This is a genomic window from Methylobacterium sp. BE186 (genome assembly GCF_031457035.1).
In the GTDB taxonomy this organism is placed as follows: Bacteria; Pseudomonadota; Alphaproteobacteria; order Rhizobiales; family Beijerinckiaceae; genus Methylobacterium; species Methylobacterium segetis.
Map to the genome: position 1 here is coordinate 12,482 of NZ_JAVDVV010000018.1, position 26,436 is coordinate 38,917.

The following is a 26,436-nucleotide window of genomic DNA, read 5'->3' on the forward strand; positions in this document are numbered from 1 at the left end:
GGCGCGGGCTCGCGCCCCGGCCCCCGGCCCCCCACATCCCCGAGACCCGAACCCGCCCCGCGCCGGCCGCTGCCATGCATCATTTCCACTACCGCGACGGCCGCCTGCACGCGGAGGACGTCGACCTGACCGGCCTCGCCGACACGGTGGGCACCCCCTTCTACTGCTACGCCACCGCCACGCTGGAGCGGCACTACCGCGTCTTCGCCGACGCCTTCGCGGGCGACGACGCCCTCGTCTGCTTCGCCATGAAGGCGAACTCGAACCAGGCGGTGCTGCGCACCCTCGCCCGCGCGGGCGCAGGCATGGACATCGTCTCGGAGGGCGAGCTGCGCCGGGCGCTGGCCGCCGGCGTCGATCCGCAGCGCATCGTCTTCTCGGGCGTCGGCAAGACGCGCGACGAGATGGAGGCGGCGCTGCGGGCCGGCATCTTCTGCTTCAACGTCGAGAGCGAGCCCGAACTCGCCGCGCTCTCCGCGGTGGCGACGAGCCTTGGCCTGACCGCACCGGTCTCGATCCGGGTGAACCCGGACGTCGACGCCGGCACCCACGCCAAGATCTCGACCGGCAAGTACGAGAACAAGTTCGGCATCCCGATCACGCGGGCGCCCGCGGTCTACGCCGAGGCCGCGCGGCTGCCGGGCCTCAGGGTCTCGGGCGTCGACATGCATATCGGCAGCCAGATCACGGATCTCGCGCCCTTCGACAGCGCGGCCCGGCTGCTCGCCGGCCTCGCCCGCGACCTGATGGCGGCGGGGCACGACCTTCACCACATCGATTTCGGCGGCGGCCTCGGCATCCCCTACCGGGACGACAACGCGCCCCCGCCCGACCCCGCGGCGCTCGCCGCGGTGCTGCGCCCGCATTTCCGGCCGCTCGGCCTGCGCCCCGTCTTCGAGATCGGCCGCATGATCTCGGGCAATGCGGGCATCCTCGTCACCCGCGTGATCTTCGTGAAGCACTCCGAGGGGCGCACCTTCGTGATCGTGGACGGGGCGATGAACGACCTGATCCGCCCGACCCTCTACGAGGCGTTCCACGCGCTCCGCCCGGTGCGGGAGCCCGCGCCCGACACCCCCCGAATCGTCGCCGATGTGGTCGGCCCGGTCTGCGAGACGGGGGATTATCTCGCCCTCAACCGCGAGATGCCCGAGGTGGCGCCCGGCGATTTGATCGCCGTGATGACGGCCGGCGCCTACGGGGCGGTCCAGGCCGGCACCTACAACACGCGCCGCCTCGTGCCGGAGGTGCTGGTGCGCGGCGCCGACGCGGCCATCGTGCGCCCGCGCCAGAGCTACGAGGACCTGATCGGCCTCGACCGGGTGCCGGACTGGCTGGGCTGAGCGGGCGGCCGACTTTCCCTGTGTTCCTTCTGCCTTCTTCCGACTCGCATGATAGGCTTGCCCGGGAGGCGATGCAGAGACGCGAGGCAGGCGCGAACGGCTGCAGGCCGTCTTCCCCGATCCGGCCTAACGGGCGATCGCGTGGCAGGATGTCGAGGCTGTGCTTCTGGCGGTGGGTTGCCAACGCGTCGAAGGGGCCGGATCTCGCGTCCGCTTCGAGAAGCAACGCATCATCGCCAGCTTTCATCGCCCGCACCCTGCGAAGGAAGCGAAGCGGTATCAGGTGCGTGCCGCTCGCGAGTTCTTGCTCAAGCTCGGAGTGAAGCCGTGAACACGATGGCCTACAGGGGCTTTCACGCCCGCGTCGCGTTCGATCCGGATGATGGCCTCTTCGTCGGGCAACTCTCCGGGATCAACGACGTCGTCGGCTTCCACGCGGATACCGTGGCCGGATTGACCGAAGCCTTTCACGAGGCGGTCGAGGACTATGTCGCGACGTGCGAAGCCGTGGGAAAGGCCCCGGAGAAACCCTATTCCGGCAAGGTGATGCTGCGCGTGGCGCCGGAGGTGCATGCCCGCGCGGCGCTGGCCGCAAGGCTGGCCGGGAAGAGCCTCAACCCGTGGGGCGAGGAGGTTCTGGCGGAAGCGAGCCGCAAGGCCGTGGGCTGAGCCCCGCCCCTAGCTCAGATCGAGTCTGCGCAGCGCGTCCGCGACCTGCTGCCGGGGCAGGCCGGTCAGCGGCAGGATCGGGCGCGGCGGCTCGGCGCGGCAGAGGCCGAGCAGGTCGGCGCTCGCGTACATCACCCTGAGGCTCGAATACGCCTTGAACAGGTCCCAGAGCGGCGCGAGCGTGGCGTTCAGCCGCCGCGCTTCCGCGGCGTTTCCGTCCCGAACCGCCCGGACGATCCGCAGGCCGGTCCTCGGGAACAGGCCCGCCATCACGCAGAACCAGGCGTCGGCGCCGGCGATCAGCGCCTCGACGGAGTTCCAGTCGCCGCTGACGCCGAGCGAGAACCCGTTCGGGACGACGCCGCGCCATGCGGCGAGGTAATCCCCGGCCGCCTGCGTGTCCGGCGCCGGGCTCTTGAGGGCGACGATCCCGGGAACCTCCGCGAGGCGCCCGACAAGGGACGGCGTGAACCGGAAATGCGTCGTGGCCGGGTTGTCGTAGAGGCAGACCGGCAGGCCGCCCTCCCGCGCGACCGCGGCGACGTGCGCGAAGACCTCGTCCTCGGTGAGCGGCGTGTAGGAGACGGGAGCCAGGAGCCCGGCGGCGGCGCCGGCCGCCCTGGCATCCTGCGCGAGGCGCACCGCTTCGTCGGTCCGAAGGGCGCCGATTCCGACGAGGATCGGCACCCGGCCCCCCGACACGTCGAGGGCGGCATCGAGGGCGCGGCGGCGCTCCGTGCGGGTGAGATAGGCGTAGGTCCCCGTGCTGCCGAGCAGGCCGACCGAGTCGACGCCAGCCGCGCAGAGCGGCTCGACGAGCCGGCGCAGGGCGGTCTCGTCGACCCGGCCGTCGGCGGCGGCCGGCGTGATCGGAAAGGCGGACAGCCCTGTGAGCGTCATGGCGTCGAGCCCTCCCGCGTCCGGCAGGCGCCCCTCAGGCCGCCTCGTCCAGCGCCACCGCCCGCAGGTCCCGCGCCAGCGCGTCGACCCGGGCCGGGTCGGCGTCCCAGGCGAACATGAAGCGGGCGCCCCCGCCGATGAAGGTGTAGAAGCGCCAGCCCCGCGCCCGCAACGCCTCCATCCGGGCGGGCGGCATCCGCAGGAACACCGCGTTCGCCTCGACCGGGAACATCAGTTCGACCTCGGGCAGGCCGGCGACGGCCTGCGCGAAGCGGGCGGCGCAGGCATTGCCGTGGCGGGCATTGGCGAGCCAAGCCCCGCTCTCCAGCATGCCGACCCAGGGCGCGGCGAGGAAGCGCATCTTCGAGGCGAGCTGGCCCGCCTGCTTGCAGCGGTAGCCGAAATCCTCCGCGAAGTCGGGATCGAAGAACAGCACCGCCTCGCCCGCATGCATGCCGTTCTTGGTGCCGCCGAAGCAGAGCACGTCGATGCCCGCCTGCCACGTCATCGCGGCGGGGCTGCACTTCAGGCTCGCACAGGCATTGGCGAAGCGCGCCCCGTCCATGTGCAGGCTGAGCGCCAGCTCCCGGCAGGTCGCCGAGATCGCCCGCAACTCGTCGAGGCTGTAGACCTGCCCCGTCTCCGTCGGCTGCGTGATCGTGACGACGCGGGGCTTCGGGAAGTGGATGTCGCTGCGGTTCGTGGCGAGCGCGCGGATCGCCTCCGGGGTCAGCTTGCCGCCCGTCGTCCGGGCGGTGAGGAGCTTCGAGCCGTTCGAGAAGAATTCCGGCGCGCCGCACTCGTCCGTCTCGACATGGGCCGAATCGGCGCAGATCACGCTGTGGTAGGATTGGCAGAGGGAGGCGAGCGCCAGCGAGTTCGCCGCCGTGCCGTTGAAGGCGAAGAAGACCTGGCAGGGCGTCTCGAACAGAGCGCGGAAACCGTCCGCCGCCCGCGCGGTCCAGGCATCCTCGCCGTAGGCGGCCGCGTGGCCCCGGTTCGCCTCCGCCATCGCCGCCCAGGCCTCGGGGCAGATGCCGGAGTAATTGTCGCTCGCGAATTGCTGTGCGTCGTCGGATGGCATCTGGGGAGCCCTCGCCGCGTCTCGTCCGACGATAACGCGGCGCCCGTCAGACGGCGACCGCGCTGCCCTCGTCCATGCGCAGCGTCCAGGCGACATGCCCGTCCGGATCGACGATCCAGGCGAGATTGGTGTCCGCGGCGAGGAGCTGGTGGGACCGCGTCAGGGCGACGGCGATGGCCTCCCGCAGGCTCGGCGCCTCGATTCCCTCGTCGCTCACCGGGGAACGGACGATGCCGTTCCGCTCCCGCCAGGCGACGCGAAGGCGGTAGGTCGGCATGGCCTCGGCTCCGGTCGTCATCAGCTTGGCACCCCACCGTTGCCCCTGCAACCGTCTCATAGGCCCGCCATCCATTCCTGAACAGACGGCGCGACGGCGCGGAGAGCCTCGGCCTGGGCGCATTTGACCAAATGCGCCCGTCTGTCCCAGCATGCTAGCCTGGACGGGCGGTGGATGCGCCAACGAAAGCGCGCCACCTTGCGGCAGGAACGGGCGGGGCACGGGACGACGACGCGCGTGAGCATGGATTCTCCGAGACCGGCCGGGACCGACATGCGTGCGACCGACATGCGTGCGCGCCTCGACCGCCTCGTCGCGCGCTCCCGCGCGGCGGGGTTGTGGGAGCGGGCCTGGCCCGTCCTGTGGCGGGGGCTCGGCGTTCTCCTCGCCTTCCTCGCCGCCTCTTGGCTCGGCCTCTGGCTCGACCTCTCGCCCCCCTGGCGGATGGCGGGGCTCGCCGCCTTCGCCCTCGCCCTCGCCGCGGCGCTGCTGCCGCTGCTGCGCACGGGCCGGCCGGACCGGCGCGAGGCGCTCGCCCGGATCGACCGCGAGGCCGCCTCCCGCGACGGGGCGCTCGCCCACGGCCCGGCCCGGGCGATCGAGGACACGCTCGCCGTCGGCACGCAGGACCCCGCGACCCGCGCCCTCTGGGCGCTCCACCAGCGGCGGGCGGCCGAGGCGGTGGCGCGGCTGCAGGTCGGCCTGCCGCGGCCGATGATGGTGCGGCACGACCCCTACGCCCTGCGCGCGGCGCTCACGGTGGCGGCGGTGGCGAGCCTGTTCGTCGCCGGCTCCGAGTGGCGCGACCGCATCGGCACGGCCTTCGACTGGCGCGAGCCGCCGGCCGCCGGCCCGAACTTCCGCGTCGACGGCTGGATCGACCCGCCCCTCTACACCCGGATGCCGCCCCTCATCGTGACGATGAACGGCGCCGAGCAGCGACTGCGCGCGCCCGTGAACTCACAGCTGATCGTGCGCATCGCCGGAGAGGGCCAGGCGGCGCTGACGCCGAATCCGGGCCTCAAGCCGCTGCCCGGCAAGGAGGCGCGCGCGGACCTGCGGGAGGACCGCTTCCAGGTCGTCGGGCCGCTGGCCGAGCTCGCCATCGCGGCGGGGGGCCAGAACCAGCGCCTCGTGGTGGAGGCGATCCCCGACAACCCGCCGGAGGTGCGCAGCGTCGGCGGCCCCGAGGTGAACGGCCGGGGCACCTTCAACCTGACCTACCGCGCCAAGGACGATTACGGGATCAGCGCGGCGGAAGGGCTCGTCGAGCCCCTGAAGCCCGGCCGCTCGCTCGTGCCGCCGCCGAAGATCGCGCTGGCGCTGCCCGCCGATGCGAGCGGCGAGGCCGACACCAAGACGCTGGTCGACCTGACCGACAATCCCTGGTCCGGCGCGCGCATCCGCTTCACGATCGTCGTCAGGGACGAGGCCGGGCAAGAGGGCCGCACCGCGCCCGTCGAGATGACGCTGCCGGCGCGCCCCTTCAAGGATCCCCTCGCCCGCTCCCTCGCCGAGGAGCGCCGCCGCCTCGTGACGGCGCCGGACGAGGAGCGCCGCCGGGTGCAGACCGCCCTCGACGCCCTGCTCATCGCGCCGGACCAGTTCACGCCCCAGCCCGCGATCTTCCTCGGCCTCAAGACCGCCGCCCGCCGCCTGCGGCAGGCCGGCACCGACGAGGCTCTCACGGAGGTCGCCGACCTCCTGTGGGAGATGGCCCTCAAGATCGAGGACGGCGACCTCTCCGACGCCGAGAAGCAGCTTCGCCAGGCGCAGGACCGGCTCAAGGAGGCGATCGAGCGCAACGCCCCGGACGAGGAGATCAAGCGCCTGACCGAGGACCTGAAGCAGGCCCTCTCGAAATTCATGAAGGAGCTGGCCGACAAGCAGCGCCGGGAGCCGCGGGAGCCCGGCGAGCGCCAGAAGGAGGGCCAGCAATCATCGAAGACCGTCACGCCGGACGATCTCGACAAGATGCTGAACGACCTCGCCGAGGCGATGAAGCGCGGCGACACCGCCGAGGCGCAGCGCCTGATGGAGCAGCTGCGCAACATCCTGGAGAACCTGCAGACCGCCGAGCAGGGCGGCAAGTCCGACCAGGCCTCCCGCGAGATGCGCAAGCAGATGCGCGACCTCGACCAGATGGCCCGCGACCAGCAGGACCTGCGCGACGAGACCTTCAAGGAGGGCCAGCAGAAGCGCGGCGCCGAGCAGGGCCAGCGCGGCGGCCAGCGCCCGCAGCAGCGCGGCGAGCAGCAGGGCCAGCGCGGCCAGGGGCAGAGCAAGGATCCCGGCCAGGGCGCCCAGCAGGGCCAGGGCGAGGAGCAGCGCGGCCAGCGGGGCCAGGGCAGCCCGGGCAGCGGCGGCGGGTCGGGCAGCGGCAGCGTCGGCGAGCGCCAGCAGGCCCTGCGCCAGCGCCTGGAGGACCTGCAGCGGCGCATGAAGGAGAACGGCATGCGCGGCGAGGAGGGTCTCTCCGACGCCGAGGACGCCATGCGGCAGGCCGAGAACGCGCTCCGCCAGGGCAAGGAGGGCGAGGCGGTCGACGCGCAGGGCCGCGCCCTCGACGGGTTGAAGCGCGGCGCCGAGGGCATGCAGCAGCAGGCGCAGGAGATGGCCGAGGGCGAGGGCCAGGGCGAGCAGGAGGGCGGTCAGCAGCCCGGGCAGCAGGGCCAGGCCGGCGCCCGCGACGACGACCCCCTCGGCCGCCCGACCCGGGGCCGCGACATGTCGGACGGGCGCGTGCGCGTGCCCACCGCCGACGAGTCGGCGGTGCAGCGGGCGCGGCGCATCATGGAGGAGCTGCGGCGCAAGCTCGGCGACCCGACCCGGCCGCGCGAGGAGCTCGATTATTTCGAGCGCCTGCTGCGGCGCAATTGAGCAGGGCCGACCCCTGCCCCTCGGGGGCCGGCGCGTCTATGGTGCGCGCGCGCGCATCCGTCCCGAACCATCCGGCCCCATGTCCTCGAACACGCTCGTCCTGATTGCCTGCCTCGCCGTGGCGCTGGTGCTGTTTCTCGGCCTCGCCAACATGATGCGGGGCGGCAGCGCCAACCTCTCGCAGCGCTTGATGCGCCTGCGCGTGCTGCTGCAATTCCTGGCGATTCTCCTGATCATGGGCGTGGTCTGGTGGCGCTCGGCCTGAGCGCCACTGTGGCGTGAACGCCGCACAGGCCCCGGATCGGCCCGGGGCGGGATGATTTCGCGGCGGCGAGGCGCGGCGCCGACTGCCGGCCTTCCGGACCCCGTGCTAGTCACGGACGGTACAACCGGATTTGCACCGCATGATCGCTCGATCCCTCCGCTCCCTCGTCGGCGCGCTCGCCATCTCGGCGACCGCCCTGGCCGGCCATCCGGGGAGCGCGGCGGATCTCGTGAGCCGGGCCCCCGCGCCCGTCGCCTACACCCCCCCGGTGGCGCCCATGAGCATCGTCTCCGAGGTCCGCATCGGCGGCTCGGTGCAGGATCCCGGGAGCGCGGAGCGCAACACCTCGAACATCAACGGCGAGATCCTGTTCGCCAAGCCGCTCGTGAGCATCGATCCGTTCTGGCAGGCCTTCGTGCCGCGCCCGACCGCCGGCGGCAGCTACAATTTCGGCGGCCGCACCAGCTACGGCTATCTCGGCGCCACCTGGACGGTCGACCTGTTCCCCGAGACCTTCAACCGGGTGGTCTTCCTCGAAGGCTTCTTCGGCGCGGGCTTCCACGACGGCAAGACCGGGCCGAAGGCGCTGCTGCCGCCGGGCTTCAACGCGCTGGGCTGCAACCCGCTGTTCCGCGAGGCGGCGGCTTTGGGCTTCCGCATCACCGAGCACCTGAGCATCATGGCGACGGTCGAGCACATGTCGAATGCCGGGCTCTGCATCGAGAATCGCGGCCTGACGAATTTCGGCGGCAAGATCGGCTATACCTTCTGAGCGAAGGTCCATTCCGAGGGAGCGTCCGGGCGCCGTGGTCACGCTGAACCGCATCTACACCCGTACGGGCGACAAGGGCACCACGGCGCTGGCCAACGGCGAGCGCCGCTCGAAGGCGGATCTGCGCGTCGAGACCTACGGCACGGTCGACGAGACCAATGCCTGCATCGGTCTCGCCCGCCTCCACGCCGAGCCGCGCCTCGACGCGATGCTCGCCGCGATCCAGAACGACCTGTTCGATCTCGGCGCCGACCTCGCCACGCCCGAGGGGCCGGAGCCGCCCGCCTACGAGCCCCTGCGGATCGTGGCGGCGCAGGTGAAGCGGGTCGAGGCCGATATCGACGCGCTGAACGCCGACCTCGCGCCCCTGAAATCCTTCATCCTGCCGGGCGGGAGCCCGGCCGCGGCCGCGCTCCACCTCGCCCGCACGATCTGCCGGCGCGCCGAGCGCCTCGCCGTCGAACTGGCCTCGGTCGAGGGCGAGCGGATCTCGCCGGAGGCCCTGCAATACCTCAACCGGCTGTCGGACTTCCTGTTCGTGGCGAGCCGTTCCGCCAACGCGAACGGCGCCCAGGACGTGCTCTGGGTCCCCGGCAAGAACCGCTAGGCCTTCACCGTACCGCGTTTTCAAATCCGGCCCCGATACCGGCGTTGCCGCAGCGCGGCGCCGGAGCCTTCGCACACGCGTTGACAAGGCGGAAATGTGGCCGTTACGGTCCGCCGCCCTGCGAGAGCGGGGTTCGATCCCTTGAGATCGCAATGAGGCCGCGCGGAATCACGCGCCGGCCCGTCCACGATGTCCCGTGCGGAGGATTGAGACCGCCATGAAGGTTCTGGTGCCCGTCAAGCGGGTCGTCGACTACAACGTCAAGATCCGCGTCAAGGCGGACGGCTCCGGCGTCGAGCTGTCGAACGTCAAGATGTCGATGAATCCCTTCGACGAGATCGCCGTCGAGGAGGCGATCCGCCTCAAGGAGAAGGGCAAGGTCACCGAGATCGTCGCCGTCTCGATCGGCCCGCAGCAGGCGCAGGAGACGCTGCGCACCGCCCTCGCCATGGGCGCCGACCGCGCGATCCTCGTCAAGACCGACGTGAATTGCGAGCCCCTCGCCGTCGCCAAGCTCCTCAAGGCGGTGGTCGAGAAGGAAGGGCCGGAACTCGTCATCCTCGGCAAGCAGGCGATCGACGACGATTCGAACCAGACCGGCCAGATGCTCGGCGCCCTGCTCGGCTGGCCACAGGGCACCTTCGCCTTCAAGGTCGAGTTCGGCGAGGGCGCGCTCGACGTGACCCGCGAGGTCGATGGCGGCCTGCAGACGGTGACCCTCAAGCTCCCCGCGATCGTCACCACGGACCTGCGCCTCAACGAGCCGCGCTACGCCTCCCTGCCCAACATCATGAAGGCGAAGAAGAAGCCCCTGGAGGAGGTGGCGCCCGACGCGCTCGGCGTCGACGTGACCCCGCGCCTCAAGGTGCTGAAGACCGAGGAGCCCCCGGGCCGCAAGGCCGGCGTGAAGGTCGGCTCGCCGGCCGAGCTCGTCCAGAAGCTCAAGGTCGAGGCCGGCGTCCTCTGACCGGCGGGGCGCCTGCCGCCCCGCCCTCCCGTCACAGAAGCCCGCGCGCGGTCCCGACGCGGATCCCGGGCCGACCATCCGAGGTCTGAGACTCATGGCAACCCTCCTCCTGATCGAGCACGACAACGGCGCGGTGAAGGATTCGAGCCTCAAGGCTCTCTCCGCCGCCCGGGAACTCGGCGCCCCTATCCACGCCCTCGTCCTCGGCTCCGGCTCGAAGCCGGCCGCGGAAGCCGCCGCCAGGCTCGAGGGCCTCGAGAAGGTCCTGAACGCCGAGGATGCGATCTACGATCACCTCCTCGCCGAGCCGACCGCGGCGCTGATCGCGGGACTCGCCGGGCCCTACGAGGCGATCGTGGCGGCGGCCTCCACCACGGGCAAGAACGTGCTCCCGCGCGTGGCCGCCCTCCTCGACGTCGCGCAGGTCTCGGACATCATCAAGGTCGTCTCGCCCGACACCTTCGAGCGGCCGATCTACGCCGGCAACGCGATCCAGACCGTGCAGACGAGCGAGGCCAAGAAGGTCATCACCGTGCGCACGGCCGCCTTCAAGGCGGCGGGCGAAGGCGGCTCGGCCGCGGTCGAGGCCCTCTCGGCGCCCGCGCCCGAGGCCGGCGGCTCGACCTTCAAGGGCGAGGAGATCGCCAAGTCCGACCGTCCGGAACTCGCCGCCGCCCGCATCATCGTCTCGGGCGGCCGCTCGCTCGGCTCGGCCGACAAGTTCAAGGAGCTGATCGAGCCGCTGGCCGACAGCCTCGGCGCGGCGGTCGGCGCCTCGCGCGCGGCGGTCGATGCCGGCTACGCCCCGAACGACTGGCAGGTCGGCCAGACCGGCAAGGTCGTGGCGCCGGACCTCTACGTGGCCGTCGGCATCTCGGGCGCGATCCAGCACCTCGCCGGCATGAAGGATTCGAAGGTGATCGTCGCGATCAACAAGGACGAGGACGCGCCGATCTTCCAGGTGGCGGATTACGGCCTCGTCGGCGACCTGTTCCAGATCGTCCCCGAGCTGCAGGCCGAGATCGGCAAGGCCAAGGGGTGACCTGAGGCGCGACAGTCTCGGGCGGGCGTTCGCGCCCGTCCCCGTTCCTGCGGAGATGGGCTCCACCGCGACGCGGGAATGTTCTAAGTAACCGAGACGACGCGTCCCCGGCAGGCCTCGGCGGAATCGGCGCCGTTCGGTGTAGGTAGCGTGGCCCGGGGGCCGCGCGGCGGGGGCACAGGGCTGACATGGGTATCGACGTCAACACGATCGGCATCATCGGCGCGGGCCAGATGGGCAGCGGAATCGCCCAGGTCTGCGCGATCGCCGGGCTCGATGTCCTGCTGAACGACCGCGATCCGGACCGGATCACCGCGGGGCTCGCCACGATCGACGGCCATCTCGCGCGCGCGGTCTCGAAGGGCCAGATCACCGAGGAGCAGCGCCGCGCCGCCCGCGAGCGCATCGTCCCGGCCCCGGGCTTCGCGGACCTCGCACCGAGCGACCTCGTCATCGAGGCCGCGACCGAGGACGAGGCCACGAAGCGGCAGATCTTCTCGATGCTCTGCGCGCAGCTGAAGCCCGAGGCGCTCGTCGCGACGAACACCTCCTCGATCTCGATCACGCGGCTCGCCGCCGCGACCGACCGGCCGGAGCGGTTCATCGGCATCCATTTCATGAATCCGGTGCCCGTGATGCAGCTCGTGGAGCTGATCCGCGGCATCGCGACCGAGGATGCGACCTACGAATCCGCGAAGGCCCTGATCGCCAAGCTCGGCAAGACCTCGACGATGTCGGAGGATTTCCCGGCCTTCATCGTCAACCGCATCCTGCTGCCGATGATCAACGAGGCGATCTACACGCTCTACGAGGGCGTGGGCTCGGTCGAGGCGATCGACACCGCGATGCGGCTCGGGGCGAACCACCCGATGGGTCCGCTGCAGCTCGCCGATTTCATCGGCCTCGATACCTGCCTGTCGGTGATGCAGGTCCTGTACGAGGGGCTGGCCGACTCGAAGTACCGGCCCTGCCCGCTCCTCGTGAAGTACGTCGAGGCCGGCTGGCTCGGCCGCAAGACCAAGCGCGGCTTCTACGATTACCGGGGCGAGCACCCGGTGCCGACCCGCTGAGCGGGCCGGCCCGGGGCTGCTTTACCAAGATCAGCGCGCGTTGCCGTTTGCGTTCGGCTGGGCGGGCTGCGGGTAGGCCGGGTTCTCGGTCGGCACGCTGCCGCTGTTCGAGGAGGCGGGCGCGTTGGACTTGCCGGTGACGGAGCCCGTCACTTCCTTGCGGGAGGCGTCCTGGCTCTGGCTCGCGTAGTCCTTGGGGGAGTTGGCGCCGTTCCAGGTCAGCAGGCCGACCGTCGCGATCGCGAGCAGCACGAGGCTCGCGAGCAGGACGTAGAGGACCGGCTTGCCCCGGGATCCTTGGCGCGCATTCTCGTCGGGAAGCCGTTCAGCCATAGCAAACCTCGTCTTTCCGCCGCCGGGGGCGGGTGAATCTTCGGGATCGACACGCGATCGTGACGGCCGAAAACGCGGCGCTCCGGGGCCAAGTTCCTCCGGGCAGGCCCGACGGCTGGGGATGAGGGGCGCCGCGAGGCGCCGCTGCCGGGCGGAAATCCCGCCCGTTCGTCCTGGACGGCGAGGCATCGAAGCCGGTGCGGGAGGCGCCTCGCGCCCCCTCTCCCGTTCGGGAGAGGTGGACGCCCGGGCCGAGCCGGATGTCAGCGCCCCGTCACGAGCAGGATCTTGCCGAGATGGGCGCTCGATTCCATCAGCTCGTGCGCCTTGGCCGCCTCCTCCAGCGGGAAGGTCGCGTGGATGACGGGCTTGATCGCCCCGGATTCGAGGTCCGGCCAGACGTCCCGGCGCAGGCCCTCGGCGATCTCGGCCTTCTCGCCCTTCGGGCGCGCCCGCAGCGTCGAGCCGGTGAAGGTCAGGCGCTTGAGCATCACGGGCGTGATGTTGAGCCCCTCGACCTTGTAGCCGCCCATGAGCGCGATCATCACGAGGCGGCCCTCGACGGCGAGGGAGGAGAGATTCTTCCGGAGGTAGCTCGCGCCGATCATGTCGAGGATCACGTCGACGCCCTTGCCCTCGGTCAGGCCCTTCACCGCCTCGACGAAATCGGCCTCGCGGTAATCGATCGCGGCATCCGCACCGAGCGCCTCGCAGAAGCGGCACTTCTCGGCCGAGCCGGCGGTGGCGAAGACGCGGGCGCCGTGGCGCTTGGCGATCTGGATCGCCGTCGAGCCGATGCCGCTCGATCCGCCATGGACGAGGAAGGTCTCGCCGGCTTTCAGGCGGCCGCGCTGGATCACGTTCGAGTAGACCGTGAAGAAGGTCTCGGGCACGCCGGCCGCCTCGACGAGCGACAGGGGCTTCGGCTTCGGCAGGACCTGGCCCGCCTCGGCCACGGCGAACTCCGCGTAGCCGCCGCTGATCGTCAGCGCGCAGACCTCGTCGCCGAGGGAGAGGCCCGAGACGCCCTCGCCGAGGGCCGCGATGCGGCCGGCGACCTCGAGGCCCGGGATCTCGGTCGCGCCCTTCGGCGGCGGGTAATTGCCGAGGCGCTGCATCACGTCGGGCCGGTTGATGCCCGCCGCCGCCACCTCGATCAGCACCTGCCCCGATGCGGGCACCGGCAGCGGCGCCGTCTCCACCGCGATCACGTCCGGCCCGCCGGCTCCGGTAAAGCGGATCTGGCGCATGGTCTCGGGCAGGGTCCCGGTGGCTGGCATCGCGGCGTCTCCTGAGGGTTGGCGTCTCTCGAGTCGCGCCCTTAGTTGCGGCCGGGCGCTGCCTTGGCAAGGGCGGCGTCCCGCCCGTCCACCTGCTTCCGGCCCGTCAGCGCGTCCCGTACATGCGGTCGCCGGCATCGCCCAGGCCCGGCACGATGTAGCCGTGGTCGTTCAGGTGGCTGTCGATCGCCGCTGTCCAGATCGGCACGTCCGGGTGGGCGGCCTGCAGCCGCGCGATGCCCTCGGGCGCGGCGAGCAGGCAGACGAAGCGAAGGTCCTGCGCGCCCCGCTGCTTCAGCCGGTCGAGGGCGGCGACCGCGGAATTGGCGGTGGCGAGCATGGGATCGAGCACCAGCACCGTGCGGTCGGCGAGGTCGGACGGGGCCTTGAAGTAGTACTCGACGGCCTCCAGCGTCTCGGGATCGCGGTAGAGGCCCACATGCGCCACGCGCGCCGAGGGCAGGAGCGAGAGCATCCCGTCGAGGAAGCCGACGCCCGCCCGCAGGATCGGCGCGAGGACGAGCTTCTTGCCCTGGATCTGGCGCCCCTCCATCGCCTGGAGCGGCGTCTCGATGGTCACGGGCTCCAGAGGCAGGTCGCGGGTCACCTCGTAGGCGATCAGCATCCCGATCTCGTTGAGGAGGCGCCGGAAGCCTTGGGTCGAGCGCTCCCGGTCGCGCATCAGGGTCAGCTTGTGCTGGACGAGCGGGTGATCGACCACCGTGACGGTCGCGGTCTGGACGTGCATCGATCCTCTCCTGCCGTAGCGCGCGCCGACACGAAAGGCGCAACGGACGCCCACATGCAAGACGGGCTCCCCACCGTGAGGCGGGGAGCCCGGATCCGTGCGGTCCCGATGCGGGGCGGCTCAGACGCTCGTCGTGCCGTTCGGCCCCTGCGACCGGCGCTTGGCCATGAAGGCGTCGAACTGCTCGCGGTCCTTCGCCCGCTTCAGTTCCTCGACGAACTCGGCGAAGGCCCGGCTCTCCTCTTGGAGGGCGCGGCGCTGCGCGTCGAGCCGGTCGAGCTCGGCCTTGCGGTACTCGTCGAAGGCGAGGTTGCCGGTGCTGCCGTTCGCCGCCTCGAAGGCGCGGGCGAAGCGGGAGGCGGGGCGCGGGCCGCCGTTCCAGGAGGAGACGCCGCGGGTGGCGAGGTCACGCATCTCGGTGAGCGCCGGGTAGCCCGCGAGCTTCCAGGCGATGTAGGCAACCGCGAGCGGCCACCAGTAGATGAAGCTCACGACGATCGCACCGATCTCGATCGATCGGCGCGGGAAGGGGCCGCTGCGGCACACCTTGCCGCTCGACCAGGAGGAAGTGGAGGAGAAGCTCACGGTTCACGGCTCCGATGTTAATGTGAACCACATTCACATGCGGGCGAGGCCGCGGGCTTTCAAGGGCAGCTGCCTCCTGTTTTCTCGGCGCGTCCGGATGCCGCGTGGGGCGGGCGCGTCAGGAGGGGTTCGCGGCCTTCGCGCCGTGCACGAGGGCGAGCACGCCGGCCCGCAGCAATTCGTACTTGTCGGGCACGCCCGGCCCTTTCGGGAGCTGGCCCGCCGCCGAGAGGGTCGCGAGCCCGTGCGAGAGCGCCCAGACCTCGAGGGCGATGAAGCGCGGATCCACCCCGCCGAAGCCTTCGGGGAAGGTCGATTGCAGGGCCTCGACGAGGAGGTCGAACGGGCTCGGCCGGCCCGGCTGCGGGGGCCCGAGCTGGACGCTGCGCGTCTCGAAGATCGCTGCGTAGTAGCCGGGCTCCTCCTCCGCGAAGGCGAGATAGGCCTCGCCCATGCGGGTGAAGCGCTCCAGCGGCGTGCCGCGGGAGGTGAGCGCCCGGGCGAGGCGCTCGGCGAGGTCCGTGAAGCCGCGGCCGGCCACCTCTTCGAGCAGGGCCTCGCGCCCGCGGAAATGGCGGTAGAGCGCGGCCGGCGTCACCCCGACGAGGCGGGCCGCGTCGACCAGCGTGAAGCCACCGACGCCGCGCTCGGCGATGAAGCGGCGGGCGGCCTCGATCAGGGCTTCCTTCAGGTTGCCGTGATGGTAGCTGCGCCGGTCGCCCGGTCCCTCGCGCCACGGTCGCACAGAACTCTCCTCACACGCATCCGCCCATCCGCATACGGGCGAGCGGCCGCATGGTTTCAATCGCGGAGGCCATCCCTATCACGGGACCGGCCGTTTTCGACCTGCAACGTGCAACAGTAGACAGGAGTCTGGCTCCGCGGGCGCCTTGAGGCGGCCGCCGCCCGCCTGTAACGCTGGCGCGATGCGCGATCCCGACGCCTTCGCGGCCTGACACGATGGCCTTCATCAGCCTGAAAGCCTGGAAGGCGCGCTCGGCCGAGCAGGCCGCCCAGTCGGCCCGCCTGAAATCCGAGATCGCGGCGGCCCTCGCGCTTGGCCCGGAGGACGCCCTCACGGTCAACGCGATCGCCTGCCCCGACCCGGGCTGCCCCGATATCGAGACGGTGGTCCTCGTGATGCGCGCGCGCGAGCCGACCCGCGCCTTCCGCATCCGCCGCCCCCTGGAGGCGGTGGAGGCCGCCGACATCGAGACGGTGGCGCAGGAGGAGCGCGGGCGGCGGGCAGCCGGCACGGCGTGATCGGGGGCCGGATCGCACGTCCGGACGGGTCGCACCCCTCACCCGGTCGGCTCGCGCCGACTCGACCTCTCCCGAACGGGAGAGATGGGGCGTCGGCCCCTCCACACGACCCTGAAACGATCAGCCGCGGGTCCCCTCTTCCATTCGGGAGACGGGCCTGCCGCTCCGCTTCCTAAAGCCACGAGATCCCGTGCTCCGGCGCCCGGACCCGGAGATGGGCCGCGACCGTCGCGCCGATATCGGCAAAGCTTGCCCGCGCCCCGAGGTCGCGCGCCGCAACGCCCGGCCCGAAGGCGAGGATCGGCACCTGCTCGCGGGTGTGCTCGGTCCCGGTCCAGGTCGGGTCGTTGCCGTGGTCGGCGGTGACGATGCAGAGATCGCCCGCGCCGAGCGCCGCCTCGATCTCCGGCACCCGCGCGTCGAAGGCTTCGAGTTCGGCGGCATAGCCCGGCAGGTCGCGGCGGTGGCCGTACTCGGTGTCGAAATCGACGAGATTGACGAAGACGAGGCCGCCATCGGGCAGGTCGCGGAGGGCGTCGAGCGCGGCTGTCAGGCAGGCGGCGTTGCTGCCGGGCTTGATCTCGCGGCCGGTGCCGCGATGGGCGAAGATGTCGCCGATCTTGCCGACGCTCACCACGGCGCGCCCCGCATCGGCGAGGATGTCGAGGAGCGTCGGGGCCGGCGGCGTCACCGCGAAATCCTTGCGGTTGCCGGTGCGCCGAAAGCCCGTCTCCGCCGTGCCGACGAAGGGCCGGGCGATGACGCGCCCGACGCGGTAGGCATCGCAGAGGTCGCGGGCGATGCGGCAGAGATCGTAGAGGCGCTCCAGGCCGAACGCCTCCTCGTGGGCGGCGATCTGGACCACGCTGTCGGCGGAGGTGTAGCAGATCGGCTTGCCGGTGCGGACATGCTCCGCCCCGCAATCGTCGATGATCGCGATGCCCGAGGCGTGGCGGTCGCCGAGGATGCCGGGCAGGTTGCCGGCCTCGATCAGCGCCCGCGTCAGCTCGGCGGGAAAGGCGGGACGCGTGTCGGGGAAGTGGCCCCAATCCTCCAGCATCGGCAGGCCGACGATCTCCCAGTGGCCGGACGGCGTGTCCTTGCCGGCCGCCGTCTCGGCGGCGTGGCCGTGCGCGCCCCGGACCGGCCCCTGCGGCTCCAGGCCCGGTGGCACGCGGCCCGTGGCGCCCTGCGCGGCGAGGCCGAGGCCGAGTGCCGTCAGGTTCGGCAGGCGCAACGGCCCGGCGCGCAGCCCCGGACGGTCGCCGCGCCCGGCCGCGCAGCCCTCCGCGATGTGGCCGACCGTGTCGGCCCCCGCATCGCCGTAGCGCGCGCCGTCCGGCGCTCCGCCGATGCCGACGGAATCGAGCACGATGAGCAGGGTGCGGGGCATCGGCGCGGGGCTCAGGCCGTCTCGGTGTCGGCGAGTTCGCGGCTCTCGAGGGCGAAGGCCGCCGAGAACAGGGTGCGGGTGTAGTCCGTCTGCGGCCGGGCGAAGATCTGGTCGGCCGGCCCCTCCTCCACCACCTGCCCGTGCTGCATCACGAGGACGTAGTTGGCCAGCGCCCGCACCACCTTGAGGTCGTGGCTGATGAACAGGTAGGCGAGCTTGCGCTCCCGCTGCAGGTCGCGCAGCAGGGTGACGATCTGGGCCTGCACCGAGCGGTCGAGGGCCGAGGTCGGCTCGTCGAGGACGACGAAGCGGGGCTTCAGCACCATCGCGCGGGCGATGGCGATGCGCTGGCGCTGGCCGCCGGAGAATTCGTGCGGGTAGCGGTCCATCGTGGCCGGGTCGAGCCCGACATCGGCGAGCGCCTGCGCGACCACGGCCCGGCGCTCCGCCGAGGAGCGGACCTGCCCCTGCACGACGAGGCCCTCGGCCACGATGTCGGCCACCGACATGCGCGGCGAGAGCGAGCCGTAGGGGTCTTGGAAAACGACCTGCATGTCGCGCCGCAGGGGCCGCATCTCGGAGACGCCGTAGCGGCTGATCTTCTGGCCGAGGAAGACGATGGGCCCTTCCGAGCCCGTGAGCCGCAGGAGCGCGAGGCCGAGCGTCGTCTTGCCGGAGCCGGATTCGCCCACGACGCCGACCGTCTCCCCCTCGCGCACGAGGAGCTTCACCCCGTCGACCGCCTTCACGTGGCCGGTGGTGCGCCGGAACAGGCCCTCTTTCAGCGGGAACCAGACCTTGAGCGGGCCGGCCTCCACGAGGAAGGGTGCGTCGGACGGCACGGGGTTGGCGTGGCCCCGCGGCTCCGAGGCGATGAGGCGCCGCGTGTATTCGTGGCGGGGCCGCGCGAACACCTCGGCCACGGGACCGGCCTCGACGATCTGCCCACGCAGCATCACGCAGACGCGGGAGGCGACCCGCTGCACGATGCCGAGATCGTGGGTGATGAACAGCATCGCCATGCCGAGGCGCTTCTGGAGGTCGGCCAGAAGCGAGAGGATCTGCGCCTGCACCGTCACGTCGAGGGCGGTGGTCGGCTCGTCGGCGACGAGGAGGTCGGGCTCGCAGGCGAGTGCCATCGCGATCATCACGCGCTGGCGCTGGCCGCCGGAGAGCTCGTGCGGATAGGCGCCCATGCGCCGCTCGGCGTCGCGCAGGCCGACGAGTTCGAGCAGTTCGAGGATGCGCGCCCGCGCCTTCCGGCCCGTCAGGCCGCGGTGGAGCGAGAGAACCTCGCCGATCTGCCGCTGGATCGTGTGCAGCGGGTTGAGCGAGGTCATCGGCTCCTGGAACACCATGGTGATGTCGGCGCCGCGCACCTCGCGCATCGCGCGCTCGGGCAGGCCGAGGAGGTCGCGCCCCTTGAAGACGATGCGCCCGCCCGGATGGTGGGCCGCCCCGTCGAGGAGGCGCAGGATGGAGAGCGCGGTCACCGACTTGCCGGAGCCGGATTCGCCGACCAGCGCCACGGTCTCGCCGGGCTCGATCGTGAAGCTGACCCGATCGACCGCGCGGACCTCGCCCTCTCGGGTGCGGAAGGCGACCGACAGGTCTTCGACGGACAGGAGGGGTTCGGTCATCGAGATCCCGGCGGGCGGACACGGCGTGTGCCGTCCTTATAGCGCGGGCGGCGCCGAGGGCGAACGGCTGCGCCGGGGCGCGGAAACGCAGGGTCCCCCTCATCCTCCGCGAGGGCGCCGCCTCACCACGTCACGCGCAGGCCCGCATGCCCCTGGTTGCTCGCGGCCCGGGCGCGGTACTCCCCGCGATAGCCCACGAAGAGGCTGACCCTGTCCGAGGACCACAGGCTCAGCGTCGTCTCGACGAGCAGCCCGTCGCGCCCGGCGCGGGCATCGCGGGCGCGGAACGGCTGGTCGAGCAGGAAGGCCGTGGCGAAGGGCGCCGCCTGGACGAGGTCGTGCGTCCAGCCGAGGCGGATGTCCGGCCGCAGGCGCGCCCAGCTTTCCGGCAGCGCGTCGAGGCCGAGGGCGAGGCCGACGAGGCTGGTGGCGCGACCGAAGGTCTGGCCGGCGAAGGCGAGGCCGAAGCCCCCGGTCTCGGCGAAGCCCGCCCTGTGCAGATCGTTGTAGGAGAGGCCCGCGAGCGGCTTCACCCCGAGAAGCCCGGCCTGCGTCGGGACGAGGAGCCGGTAGCCCGCCTCCACCGAGGCGAGGGCGCCGAGCCCTTCCGTGCGCCCGCGCGCCGTGAGCGTCGCGCCGAAGGGCTGGAGGCTGCGGCGCGCGTCGAGATCCGCGTAGGCACCGCCGGCGCTCGCGTCGAGCTCGAAGCCGCCCCGCTGGAAGCCGAGATAGGCCGCGCCGAGATAGGTGTCGGCCGTGCCGCCGACGCCCGGCGCCGAGACGCCGAGACGCCGGAGCGGGCGTAGCCGAAGGCCGCGCCGACGAGGAGGTCCGTGTCGACGGCGCGGTCGGCGCCGAGCATGACGCCGCCGCCCTGCGCCCGCAGGCCCGGCCCCGCCGCGTCGGCGCCGATCCTCAGGGCGTTGCCGAAGCCGAGCCCCCAGACGCCGGATCCCACGGCCGGCGCACCGGGCAAGCCCCCGTCGAGGGCGGAGAAGCGCGTGGGCAGGGTCGCGATCGGCGACAGGTAGAGGCCGCCTGTGCCGAGGCCGGTCGCGGCGGTGGCGAGGCTCGGGGCGAAGCCGCCCTGCACGGAGGCGGTGCCGGAGCGGAGCGAGGCCAGGCGCTGGCCGACGAGGCCCGTCAGGCGGCGCGCATCCTCGACGGCGGCCTGGGCGACGGCGCCGCTGCCGGCGCCCGAGAGCGCGTCGAAGACGCGCGGCAGATCGGCCGCGGCCCGGCCGAAGAGCGGGTCGAACAGGGCGAGGGCGCGCTCGCTCATCGCGTCGCCGGGGGCGCCGCGGGCACGGTCGAGGGCCGCGCCGACGGCGCGCTGGCGCGCGCTCAGCGGCACGCCGTTCGCCTCCAGGCCGCCGTAGGCGGCGGGAGTGACCGCGCCGAGGATGGCGTCCGGCCGGTAGAGGAGATCGATCCGCGAGGCCGCGGGCAGGCCCGTGGCGCCGGTCTCGGACGTGACCTCGACGCTCGCGAAGCGGCCGAGGATGCGGGCGCCCTCCTCGACCATGACGACCGGGAACCGGGTGCCGATGGGCGCGACGACGCTCCCGGCCGGGATGCCGAACATGTCGAACACGAGCCGCCCGGCGGCGGTGAAGGCGTGGCCCGCGCCCGAGACCACCGCGACGCTGTAGCCGAGGCCGGCCTCGGCCGCGTCGGCTCCGTCGACGATGGCCTGGAAGGTCGCGCCGGGATCGAGCGTCAGGTTTCCGTGGACCACGAGGTCGCCGGAATTGCCGGAGCCGGGGCTCAGGAGACCCTTCACCTCGACGGTGCCGAAGATGTCGCCCTCGCCGCTGAGGGCGGCATCGCGGGCGATGGTCAGGCGCGGCGTCGTCAGGGTCCCATCGACCTCGATTTCGACGTTCTGCGCCCGCAGGGCACCCCGCAGGGTGGTGCGGCCGGCCACCTCGACCTTGCTGCCGGTGCCCTCCGCGCTGCCCGCCCCCGTGACCGTGATCTCGCCCTTCGCGGCGACGGGGGCGGACCAGTAGCGCGCCTCGCCCGGGCCGAGCGTCACGAGGGTCTGGTCGGCCTCCGGGTCGATCTGCGCCTTGCTCAATGCGAGGTCGAGGCGCACGAGGCCGCGCCCGTAGATCTCGTCGGTGCCCCGGGCGCCGAGATCCTGCGCCGTGCCGAAGAGCAGCCGCACGATGTCGAGGGAGGAGTAGGTCGGGAAGGCCTGGAAGAGGACGGCGAGCACGCCGGACACGTGCGGCGCCGCCATCGAGGTGCCGGCGGTGTAGTGGTAGACCGCCTCGGCGTTCGGACCGACGACGTCCGTCCTCACGGAGCGCGGATAGGTCGAGAGGATGCCCTCCGCGCCGCTGCTGTTGCCGCCGCCGGGCGCGGAGACGCACCAGCGGGCGGAGACGCCGCAGCGGTTCGAGCTCGGCGCGATCGTGAGGTCGGCGCCGACATTGGCCACCGCCACGATGCTGCCGGGCAGCCGCCCCAGGGCGGAGAAGTCGTAGGAGCGGCCGCCATCGTCGTAGACGCCGCGGCTCCGGTTCTCCGGGCGGATATAGGGGAAGAGCGCGACGCCGGTCGGGTTTCCGGCGGTGGCGGGCGCATTCGTGGCGTCGTTGCCATTGGCGTAGACGAGGATCTTGCCGGCCGCGAGCGCCTTCGAGGCCGCCTCGTATTCCCGGCCGAGATCGCCCGTCCGCCAGATCCGGGCCCTCGCCGCGATCGTCGGCCCGTAGCTCCCGTTGATCACCCGGACGTCGGCGAGACCCGCGGCATAATCGAGGGCGCGATCGGAATCGAAGGCGCCCTCCCTCTCGGCGCCGATGCCCTTCAGGACGACGAGGTTCACGTCCGGGGCCACGCCCATCATGCCGACGCCGTCCCGGGCCGCGCCGATCGTGCCGGCGACGTGGGTGCCGTGCCCGTCGACGTCGATGATCCCGAGCGTGGGGTCCTGGTCCCGCGGGAAGGCCCGGCTGCGGGCGTCGATCCGTCCCGCGAATTCCGGGTGGGTGCTGGCGAAGCCCTCCGCCGGGTTCCCCGTGCGGAACGTGGCGTCGATGCCGGAATCGATCACCGCCACGGTGACGCCCTGCCCCGTCAGCCCGCCGGCAACCGGCGCGCCGTCCGGACGGGCCGTCGCGTTGAGCGCGGCGGCCTGCCCGACCGCCCGGTTGCCCCAGTTCGCGTTGAACTCCAGCACCGTGCCCTGGGGCGTGCCCGCCGCGAGCGTCGGCTGCCGGAAGGCGAAGCCGTAGGGATCCTGCTCCGTCGCAGGCGGCGTCCGGGGCTGGAAATAGGGGAAGGTGGTCAGGTCCGGCGCCGTCTGCGCCCGGGCCGGATCGGCACCCGCGAGCGCGGCCGAGACCAGGAGCGCGGCCCGCACGCGACGGGACGATGAAGCGCGGCCTGCGAGCATGCGGATTTCCCCAGGGGATGCGCGCATGCGCCGAGCGTATCCGGCGGCCGAAGCCCCCGCTTCGCCTGCCGCGCCGTGCTCCCCGCCGCGAGCCTAGACGGGCCGCCTCAATCGACGAGAGCGCAAAAGCAACACAGATTGAAATTTAGACTTCGCGAAGGCAGATATCGACAGATGTTAGCTCCTTGACCCGATAGTACAACTTGCGATTTGAAAGTGAGATTTTCTTGCAATCCTGCAACATCTGGCGCGCGGCGGCGGCCGGCCTCCGCCTGAGCCGGCGCGGCCAAATCCCTCCCGGCAGACCGGACGCCGCTTGCGCATTGAACGAGCGGCCGGAGGCTCTAGAACCCGCCGGGTGATTCCCTCAGCCAAGATCCCGGCGGCCGCGGCCTGCCTCCTCGTCCTCGCCGCGCCCGCGCAGGCCCTTCCGACGGAGGGCGCCACCGAGACCGTCGAGCAGGCGCTCTGCCGCCTGATCGAGGGTTCGGCCCGCACCCACCGCCTGCCCGTGCCCTTCCTGACCCGGCTGATCTGGCGGGAGAGCAGCTTCCGGGTCGGCGTCGTGAGCCCGGCGGGCGCGCAGGGCGTGGCCCAGTTCATGCCGGGCACCGCCCGCGAGCGCGGCCTCCTCGACCCGTTCGACCCGGAGCAGGCGATCCCGCACGCCGCGCATCTCCTGGCCGACCACCGGCGCCAGTTCGGCAATCTCGGGCTCGCGGCCGCGGCCTATAACGGCGGCCCGACACGCGTCGCGAACTGGCTCGCGGGCTCGGGCGGCCTGCCCGCCGAGACGCGCTCCTACGTCTACGCCATCACGGGGCGCCCGGCCGAGGATTGGCGCCCGGGCGCGGGCAGCGTCGAACTGGGGGCGCCGGAGGGGGGCCAAGCGGCGCAGCCCGACAAGACGCCGGCGCAGCCCGACAAGAAGCCGGCGCAGCCCGACAAGACGCCGGCGCAGCCCGACGCGAAAGCGGGGCCGCCCGGGGCGGGTCCGCCGGAGGGCACAGGGAGGACGAGCAACAACGAGCGGAACGCGGTGGACATCGAGGGCCCCCAGACCTGCCTGCAGGTGACGGCGGCGCTCCGCATCCCGTCGCGCGGCGACCGCTTCGCCCTCGGCCTGAACGAGGGGCCGGCCGCGCCCTGGGGCATCCAGCTCGCGGGCAATTTCTCGAAGTCGCTCGCCCTGCAGAGCTTCTCGCGGGCACGCAACCTCTACGCGAGCGTGATCGGCGAGGTCCGACCGATGATCATCGGCACCCGCCTGCGCAACAGGGGCACCCGCGCCTTCTACCGCATCCGCATCCCGGCCCAGAGCCGGCAGGCCGCCGACACGCTTTGCGGCAAGATCCGCACCGTGGGCGGCGCCTGCATCGTCCTGAAGACCTGACCGCACCACCCGAAGGCCCGGCCGGAATCCGTCCGAAACCATACCTTGGCCATGAATCCGCCCCGACCGGCGTGCGATCACGCGGCTCGGCGCGAACCAGAGAGACGCATGCTCAGAGCCATCACCGCATTCGCCGGTCTCGTCTGCCTCGCCCTCGCGGCGCTCGGGATGGGCGGCTGCTCGCCGCTCGCCCTGTTCGACGCGCTCGGGCCGCGGGACCACGGCGGACGGCAGGCCCTGAGGAACCAGCCCTTCGGCGAGAACCCGCGCCGCCGCCTCGACGTGTTCGTGCCGGTCGATGCGCCGGCGCAGGCGCCGGTCCTCGTGTTCTTCTACGGCGGCTCTTGGCAGAGCGGCTCGAAGGAGGATTACGCCTTCGTCGGCCACGCGCTCGCCGCACAGGGCTTCGTCACCGTCCTGCCCGATTACCGCCTCTACCCGGAGGTGACCTTCCCCGGCTTCCTCGAGGACGGGGCGGCGGCGGTGGCCTGGGTGCGCGACAACATCGCGGCCTATGGGGGCGACCCGCGCCGGATCGTGCTCGCGGGGCACTCGGCCGGGGCCTACAACGCGGTGATGCTCGGACTCGACCCGCGCTACCTGCGCTCGGCGGGCGTCGACCCCAAGGTAATCCGCGCGGTCGCGGGCCTGTCGGGTCCCTACGACTTCCTACCCTTCGACCACGATACCTCGAAGCGCGTCTTCGGTCAGGCGGCCGACCCGACCCTCACCCAACCCGTCACCTTCGCCGGCCCGCACTCACCGCCGACCTTCCTGGCGACCGGCGAGGCCGACACCGTCGTGCGCCCGCGCAACACGCAGAGCCTCGCGGCCAAGCTCCGCGCGGCCCGCGTGCCGGTGCAGGAGCGGATCTATCCGGGGCTCGACCACAGCGACACGCTGCTCGCCCTCTCCGTGACCTTCCGCTCGAAGGCGCCGGAACTCGCCGAGATGGCGGCCTTCCTCAAGGCGCAGGCGGCCTCCCGCCAGCAGATGACGGTGGGCGTCCGGTATTGAGCCGCCCCGCCGGCCGCTCAGGCCTGGAGCAGGTCGGTCCCGTTGGCGTCGAGGTGGCGGCCCTCGCGGTCGAGATGCAGGTAATTCGCGCTGAACAGCGAGACGCGCTGCAGCGCCTCGAGATCGGGAATCGTCAGCTGCCGGCCCTTGAGGACGATCAGCCCGTTGCCGCGCAATTCCTGCAGCACCCGGTTGACGTGCACGTTCGACAGGCCCGTCGCGTCGCCGAGATCGACCTGGGTGACCGGCAGGAGGCAGCTGTCCCCCTCCGTCAGCCCGACCGCGCGCAGGCGGATGAACAGCTCGCACAAGAGGTGCCCGACCCGCTCAAGCCCGGTGCGCTGGCCGAGATTGACCGTCCATTCCCGCTGCACGGCGACCGTGACCAGCATCTCCCACCAGAGCGCCTGGGTGATCCGGGGATGCCGCTCCGTCAGGTCGAGGAGTTGCTCGCGCGCGATCTCCGCGAAGCGGACCTGGGTGATGGTGCTGATCGAGTGGTCCATCTCGCGCAGGACGAAGATGTGCGGGTCGCAGAGGTCGCCCGGCAGGAAGAACGAGATGATCTGCCGGCGCCCGTCCTCCAGCGTCTTGTAGCGGCAGGCCCAGCCGTCGAGCATCAGGTTGACGTGCTCGGGCGGGTCACCCTCGTGAATGATGTCCTGGTGGGGCCTGAGGCAGCGAACACGCTGGCTGGCGATGTCCCAGGCCGCGCGCCGATCCGCGGCGGACAGGCGCGTGAACTGCTCCAGCTTGCGGATGAAGTGCTGCGGCATGCCATGCCTCTCCTGCCAGAGTAGCGGCACAGTAGCACACACCCCCCGCCCGAAACTCAACTATGTGAAGAGAACTCGACTGGGCGGGGCGTACTCTTCTGGACACTCGACCCGGCCCGGTGCATGATTGTGCGCAACCGAGTTTTTGGATGCCGCGATACTACTTCCATCTCCGCACCCGGGATGCGCTGCAATGGGACCCGGAGGGCGTCTGCTTTCCGGGGCTCGACGAAGCCTATCTCGACGTTTGCCAGGCGGTCCGCGAGATCGCCGTCGAGTATCTGCAGACGGGACGTCCGCGGACGGAGGTCCGGTGCTACGCCTTCGAGATCACCGACGCCGAGGGCCGCCTCCTGATGGACGTGCCCTTCACGGAGGTCCTCGACGGACTCTCCTCCCGGCCGCGCCGCATGCCCGCCTCGGCGATCAAGGCGCAGACCGAGATCGAGCGCACCCGCCGGCTGATCGCGTCCGTCGGCGAGCAGCGCGAGGCTCTCCAGGCGACGCTCGGCGAGACGCAGCTCCTGATGACGCGCCTGCGCGCCCTGTCCGAGGGACAGCGCGGCCTCAACCGGACGCGGCCCTGACCAGGGGGTTCGGCTCCGGCCCGTCAACCTTACGACGCGAATTCGGGGCAGAACCTGGCCTGCGCGCACGGAAGGCGTGCGGGCTTGCGCTAGGATGCGCCCCGTCCGCGGGTCAGCCGCCCACCCCCCGCTGAGAGGC

At 72.0% G+C, this 26,436-nt stretch carries 25 protein-coding genes and 2 pseudogenes; 14 read left to right on the forward strand and 13 right to left on the reverse strand.

Annotated elements, in window-relative coordinates:
• The first annotated feature begins 74 nt into the window (after positions 1-74).
• The 3 genes from lysA to J2X36_RS17770 all read left to right on the forward strand — a co-directional run bounded on the left by lysA (position 75) and on the right by J2X36_RS17770 (position 2,012).
• A complete protein-coding gene (gene lysA, locus J2X36_RS17760; protein ID WP_310352145.1) occupies positions 75-1,343 on the forward strand; it encodes a diaminopimelate decarboxylase in 1,269 nt (422 codons plus the stop codon).
• A 136-nt stretch (positions 1,344-1,479) separates the two neighbouring features.
• Positions 1,480-1,674, forward strand: coding sequence for a type II toxin-antitoxin system HicA family toxin (locus J2X36_RS17765; protein ID WP_310352327.1), 195 nt, complete (start codon positions 1,480-1,482; stop codon positions 1,672-1,674).
• Positions 1,671-2,012: a type II toxin-antitoxin system HicB family antitoxin gene (locus J2X36_RS17770; protein WP_310352146.1), complete on the forward strand. Its 342-nt coding sequence runs from the start codon at positions 1,671-1,673 to the stop codon at positions 2,010-2,012. Before J2X36_RS17765 ends, J2X36_RS17770 begins: the two co-directional genes overlap by 4 nt.
• Before the next feature lie 9 nt (positions 2,013-2,021).
• Here J2X36_RS17770 and J2X36_RS17775 read toward each other — a convergent pair whose 3' ends face one another.
• The 3 genes from J2X36_RS17775 to J2X36_RS17785 are packed head-to-tail and all read right to left on the reverse strand — an operon-like array spanning position 2,022 to position 4,294.
• Entirely contained in the window at positions 2,022-2,912 is an 891-nt protein-coding gene (locus tag J2X36_RS17775; RefSeq protein ID WP_310352149.1) for a dihydrodipicolinate synthase family protein, read from the reverse strand.
• A gap of 34 nt (positions 2,913-2,946) precedes the next feature.
• Positions 2,947-3,996, reverse strand: coding sequence for a low specificity L-threonine aldolase (locus J2X36_RS17780; protein ID WP_310352151.1), 1,050 nt, complete (start codon positions 3,994-3,996; stop codon positions 2,947-2,949).
• Positions 3,997-4,042: 46 nt separating this feature from the next.
• Positions 4,043-4,294 carry a hypothetical protein gene (locus tag J2X36_RS17785; protein WP_132250757.1) on the reverse strand — a complete coding sequence of 84 codons (252 nt, stop codon included), beginning with the start codon at positions 4,292-4,294 and terminating at the stop codon, positions 4,043-4,045.
• A gap of 222 nt (positions 4,295-4,516) precedes the next feature.
• On the opposite strand from J2X36_RS17785, the gene J2X36_RS17790 reads away from it, so the two are divergent.
• From J2X36_RS17790 to J2X36_RS17820, 7 genes are all read left to right on the forward strand, one after another.
• Complete coding sequence (locus J2X36_RS17790) at positions 4,517-7,153, forward strand: TIGR02302 family protein (RefSeq protein WP_310352155.1); 2,637 nt, start codon at positions 4,517-4,519, stop codon at positions 7,151-7,153.
• 79 nt (positions 7,154-7,232) lie between these two features.
• Complete coding sequence (locus J2X36_RS17795; RefSeq protein WP_109890937.1) at positions 7,233-7,418, forward strand: twin transmembrane helix small protein; 186 nt, start codon at positions 7,233-7,235, stop codon at positions 7,416-7,418.
• Positions 7,419-7,557: 139 nt separating this feature from the next.
• Positions 7,558-8,190, forward strand: a complete 633-nt coding sequence (locus tag J2X36_RS17800) for an acyloxyacyl hydrolase (protein ID WP_310352158.1) — start codon at positions 7,558-7,560, stop codon at positions 8,188-8,190.
• A 34-nt stretch (positions 8,191-8,224) separates the two neighbouring features.
• Positions 8,225-8,797, forward strand: coding sequence for a cob(I)yrinic acid a,c-diamide adenosyltransferase (locus J2X36_RS17805; RefSeq protein WP_310352161.1), 573 nt, complete (start codon positions 8,225-8,227; stop codon positions 8,795-8,797).
• A 217-nt stretch (positions 8,798-9,014) separates the two neighbouring features.
• Positions 9,015-9,764 (forward strand): electron transfer flavoprotein subunit beta/FixA family protein, encoded by a 750-nt coding sequence (locus J2X36_RS17810; protein ID WP_310352163.1) that lies wholly within the window; start codon positions 9,015-9,017, stop codon positions 9,762-9,764.
• 94 nt (positions 9,765-9,858) lie between these two features.
• Positions 9,859-10,806: an electron transfer flavoprotein subunit alpha/FixB family protein gene (locus J2X36_RS17815; RefSeq protein WP_310352165.1), complete on the forward strand. Its 948-nt coding sequence runs from the start codon at positions 9,859-9,861 to the stop codon at positions 10,804-10,806.
• 188 nt (positions 10,807-10,994) lie between these two features.
• Entirely contained in the window at positions 10,995-11,876 is an 882-nt protein-coding gene (locus tag J2X36_RS17820) for a 3-hydroxybutyryl-CoA dehydrogenase (RefSeq protein ID WP_132250769.1), read from the forward strand.
• A gap of 30 nt (positions 11,877-11,906) precedes the next feature.
• On the opposite strand, the gene J2X36_RS17825 is transcribed toward J2X36_RS17820, so the two are convergent.
• The 5 genes from J2X36_RS17825 to J2X36_RS17845 all read right to left on the reverse strand — a co-directional run bounded on the left by J2X36_RS17825 (position 11,907) and on the right by J2X36_RS17845 (position 15,567).
• Positions 11,907-12,209 carry a hypothetical protein gene (locus tag J2X36_RS17825; protein WP_132250771.1) on the reverse strand — a complete coding sequence of 101 codons (303 nt, stop codon included), beginning with the start codon at positions 12,207-12,209 and terminating at the stop codon, positions 11,907-11,909.
• A gap of 263 nt (positions 12,210-12,472) precedes the next feature.
• Positions 12,473-13,489: an NAD(P)H-quinone oxidoreductase gene (locus J2X36_RS17830; RefSeq protein ID WP_310352169.1), complete on the reverse strand. Its 1,017-nt coding sequence runs from the start codon at positions 13,487-13,489 to the stop codon at positions 12,473-12,475.
• 106 nt (positions 13,490-13,595) lie between these two features.
• Complete coding sequence (gene upp, locus J2X36_RS17835) at positions 13,596-14,237, reverse strand: uracil phosphoribosyltransferase (protein WP_132250775.1); 642 nt, start codon at positions 14,235-14,237, stop codon at positions 13,596-13,598.
• Between the two features lie 120 nt (positions 14,238-14,357).
• Positions 14,358-14,822 (reverse strand): DUF2852 domain-containing protein, encoded by a 465-nt coding sequence (locus tag J2X36_RS17840; RefSeq protein ID WP_132250777.1) that lies wholly within the window; start codon positions 14,820-14,822, stop codon positions 14,358-14,360.
• Between the two features lie 118 nt (positions 14,823-14,940).
• Complete coding sequence (locus tag J2X36_RS17845) at positions 14,941-15,567, reverse strand: TetR/AcrR family transcriptional regulator (RefSeq protein ID WP_132250780.1); 627 nt, start codon at positions 15,565-15,567, stop codon at positions 14,941-14,943.
• Between the two features lie 215 nt (positions 15,568-15,782).
• On the opposite strand from J2X36_RS17845, the gene J2X36_RS17850 reads away from it, so the two are divergent.
• Positions 15,783-16,085, forward strand: a complete 303-nt coding sequence (locus J2X36_RS17850) for a hypothetical protein (RefSeq protein ID WP_310352175.1) — start codon at positions 15,783-15,785, stop codon at positions 16,083-16,085.
• A 172-nt stretch (positions 16,086-16,257) separates the two neighbouring features.
• On the opposite strand, the gene J2X36_RS17855 is transcribed toward J2X36_RS17850, so the two are convergent.
• From J2X36_RS17855 to J2X36_RS17870, 4 genes and pseudogenes are all read right to left on the reverse strand, one after another.
• Entirely contained in the window at positions 16,258-17,478 is a 1,221-nt protein-coding gene (locus tag J2X36_RS17855; protein ID WP_310352178.1) for a phosphopentomutase, read from the reverse strand.
• An 11-nt stretch (positions 17,479-17,489) separates the two neighbouring features.
• A complete protein-coding gene (locus J2X36_RS17860) occupies positions 17,490-19,118 on the reverse strand; it encodes an ABC transporter ATP-binding protein (RefSeq protein WP_132250786.1) in 1,629 nt (542 codons plus the stop codon).
• A 122-nt stretch (positions 19,119-19,240) separates the two neighbouring features.
• Positions 19,241-19,819 (reverse strand): annotated as a pseudogene (locus tag J2X36_RS17865) (autotransporter domain-containing protein); the annotation flags it as partial.
• A gap of 74 nt (positions 19,820-19,893) precedes the next feature.
• Positions 19,894-22,551 (reverse strand): annotated as a pseudogene (locus J2X36_RS17870) (S8 family serine peptidase); the annotation flags it as partial.
• A 334-nt stretch (positions 22,552-22,885) separates the two neighbouring features.
• Between J2X36_RS17870 and J2X36_RS17875 the strand changes: the two are divergent.
• Together J2X36_RS17875 and J2X36_RS17880 are read left to right on the forward strand one after the other, a co-directional pair.
• On the forward strand, positions 22,886-23,917 hold the full coding sequence (locus J2X36_RS17875; protein WP_310352330.1) for a lytic transglycosylase domain-containing protein: 1,032 nt from the start codon (positions 22,886-22,888) through the stop codon (positions 23,915-23,917).
• A gap of 108 nt (positions 23,918-24,025) precedes the next feature.
• A complete protein-coding gene (locus J2X36_RS17880; RefSeq protein ID WP_310352182.1) occupies positions 24,026-24,934 on the forward strand; it encodes an alpha/beta hydrolase in 909 nt (302 codons plus the stop codon).
• A 17-nt stretch (positions 24,935-24,951) separates the two neighbouring features.
• Here J2X36_RS17880 and J2X36_RS17885 read toward each other — a convergent pair whose 3' ends face one another.
• Positions 24,952-25,710: a Crp/Fnr family transcriptional regulator gene (locus tag J2X36_RS17885; RefSeq protein WP_132250792.1), complete on the reverse strand. Its 759-nt coding sequence runs from the start codon at positions 25,708-25,710 to the stop codon at positions 24,952-24,954.
• A gap of 149 nt (positions 25,711-25,859) precedes the next feature.
• On the opposite strand from J2X36_RS17885, the gene J2X36_RS17890 reads away from it, so the two are divergent.
• A complete protein-coding gene (locus J2X36_RS17890) occupies positions 25,860-26,297 on the forward strand; it encodes a DUF6894 family protein (RefSeq protein ID WP_132250794.1) in 438 nt (145 codons plus the stop codon).
• The last annotated feature ends 139 nt before the right edge of the window (positions 26,298-26,436 follow it).

Excerpts from the sequence above, each read along its gene's own strand:
- lysA (WP_310352145.1), top strand. The coding sequence starts at position 75 with ATGCATCATTTCCACTACCGCGACGGCCGCCTGCACGCGGAGGACGTC.
- J2X36_RS17775 (WP_310352149.1), bottom strand. The coding sequence starts at position 2,912 with ATGACGCTCACAGGGCTGTCCGCCTTTCCGATCACGCCGGCCGCCGCC.
- J2X36_RS17780 (WP_310352151.1), bottom strand. The coding sequence starts at position 3,996 with ATGCCATCCGACGACGCACAGCAATTCGCGAGCGACAATTACTCCGGC.
- J2X36_RS17785 (WP_132250757.1), bottom strand. The coding sequence starts at position 4,294 with ATGACGACCGGAGCCGAGGCCATGCCGACCTACCGCCTTCGCGTCGCC.
- J2X36_RS17790 (WP_310352155.1), top strand. The coding sequence starts at position 4,517 with ATGGATTCTCCGAGACCGGCCGGGACCGACATGCGTGCGACCGACATG.
- J2X36_RS17795 (WP_109890937.1), top strand. The coding sequence starts at position 7,233 with ATGTCCTCGAACACGCTCGTCCTGATTGCCTGCCTCGCCGTGGCGCTG.
- J2X36_RS17800 (WP_310352158.1), top strand. The coding sequence starts at position 7,558 with ATGATCGCTCGATCCCTCCGCTCCCTCGTCGGCGCGCTCGCCATCTCG.
- J2X36_RS17810 (WP_310352163.1), top strand. The coding sequence starts at position 9,015 with ATGAAGGTTCTGGTGCCCGTCAAGCGGGTCGTCGACTACAACGTCAAG.
- J2X36_RS17815 (WP_310352165.1), top strand. The coding sequence starts at position 9,859 with ATGGCAACCCTCCTCCTGATCGAGCACGACAACGGCGCGGTGAAGGAT.
- J2X36_RS17820 (WP_132250769.1), top strand. The coding sequence starts at position 10,995 with ATGGGTATCGACGTCAACACGATCGGCATCATCGGCGCGGGCCAGATG.
- J2X36_RS17825 (WP_132250771.1), bottom strand. The coding sequence starts at position 12,209 with ATGGCTGAACGGCTTCCCGACGAGAATGCGCGCCAAGGATCCCGGGGC.
- J2X36_RS17830 (WP_310352169.1), bottom strand. The coding sequence starts at position 13,489 with ATGCCAGCCACCGGGACCCTGCCCGAGACCATGCGCCAGATCCGCTTT.
- upp (WP_132250775.1), bottom strand. The coding sequence starts at position 14,237 with ATGCACGTCCAGACCGCGACCGTCACGGTGGTCGATCACCCGCTCGTC.
- J2X36_RS17850 (WP_310352175.1), top strand. The coding sequence starts at position 15,783 with ATGGCCTTCATCAGCCTGAAAGCCTGGAAGGCGCGCTCGGCCGAGCAG.
- J2X36_RS17855 (WP_310352178.1), bottom strand. The coding sequence starts at position 17,478 with ATGCCCCGCACCCTGCTCATCGTGCTCGATTCCGTCGGCATCGGCGGA.
- J2X36_RS17860 (WP_132250786.1), bottom strand. The coding sequence starts at position 19,118 with ATGACCGAACCCCTCCTGTCCGTCGAAGACCTGTCGGTCGCCTTCCGC.
- J2X36_RS17880 (WP_310352182.1), top strand. The coding sequence starts at position 24,026 with ATGCTCAGAGCCATCACCGCATTCGCCGGTCTCGTCTGCCTCGCCCTC.
- J2X36_RS17885 (WP_132250792.1), bottom strand. The coding sequence starts at position 25,710 with ATGCCGCAGCACTTCATCCGCAAGCTGGAGCAGTTCACGCGCCTGTCC.
- J2X36_RS17890 (WP_132250794.1), top strand. The coding sequence starts at position 25,860 with ATGCCGCGATACTACTTCCATCTCCGCACCCGGGATGCGCTGCAATGG.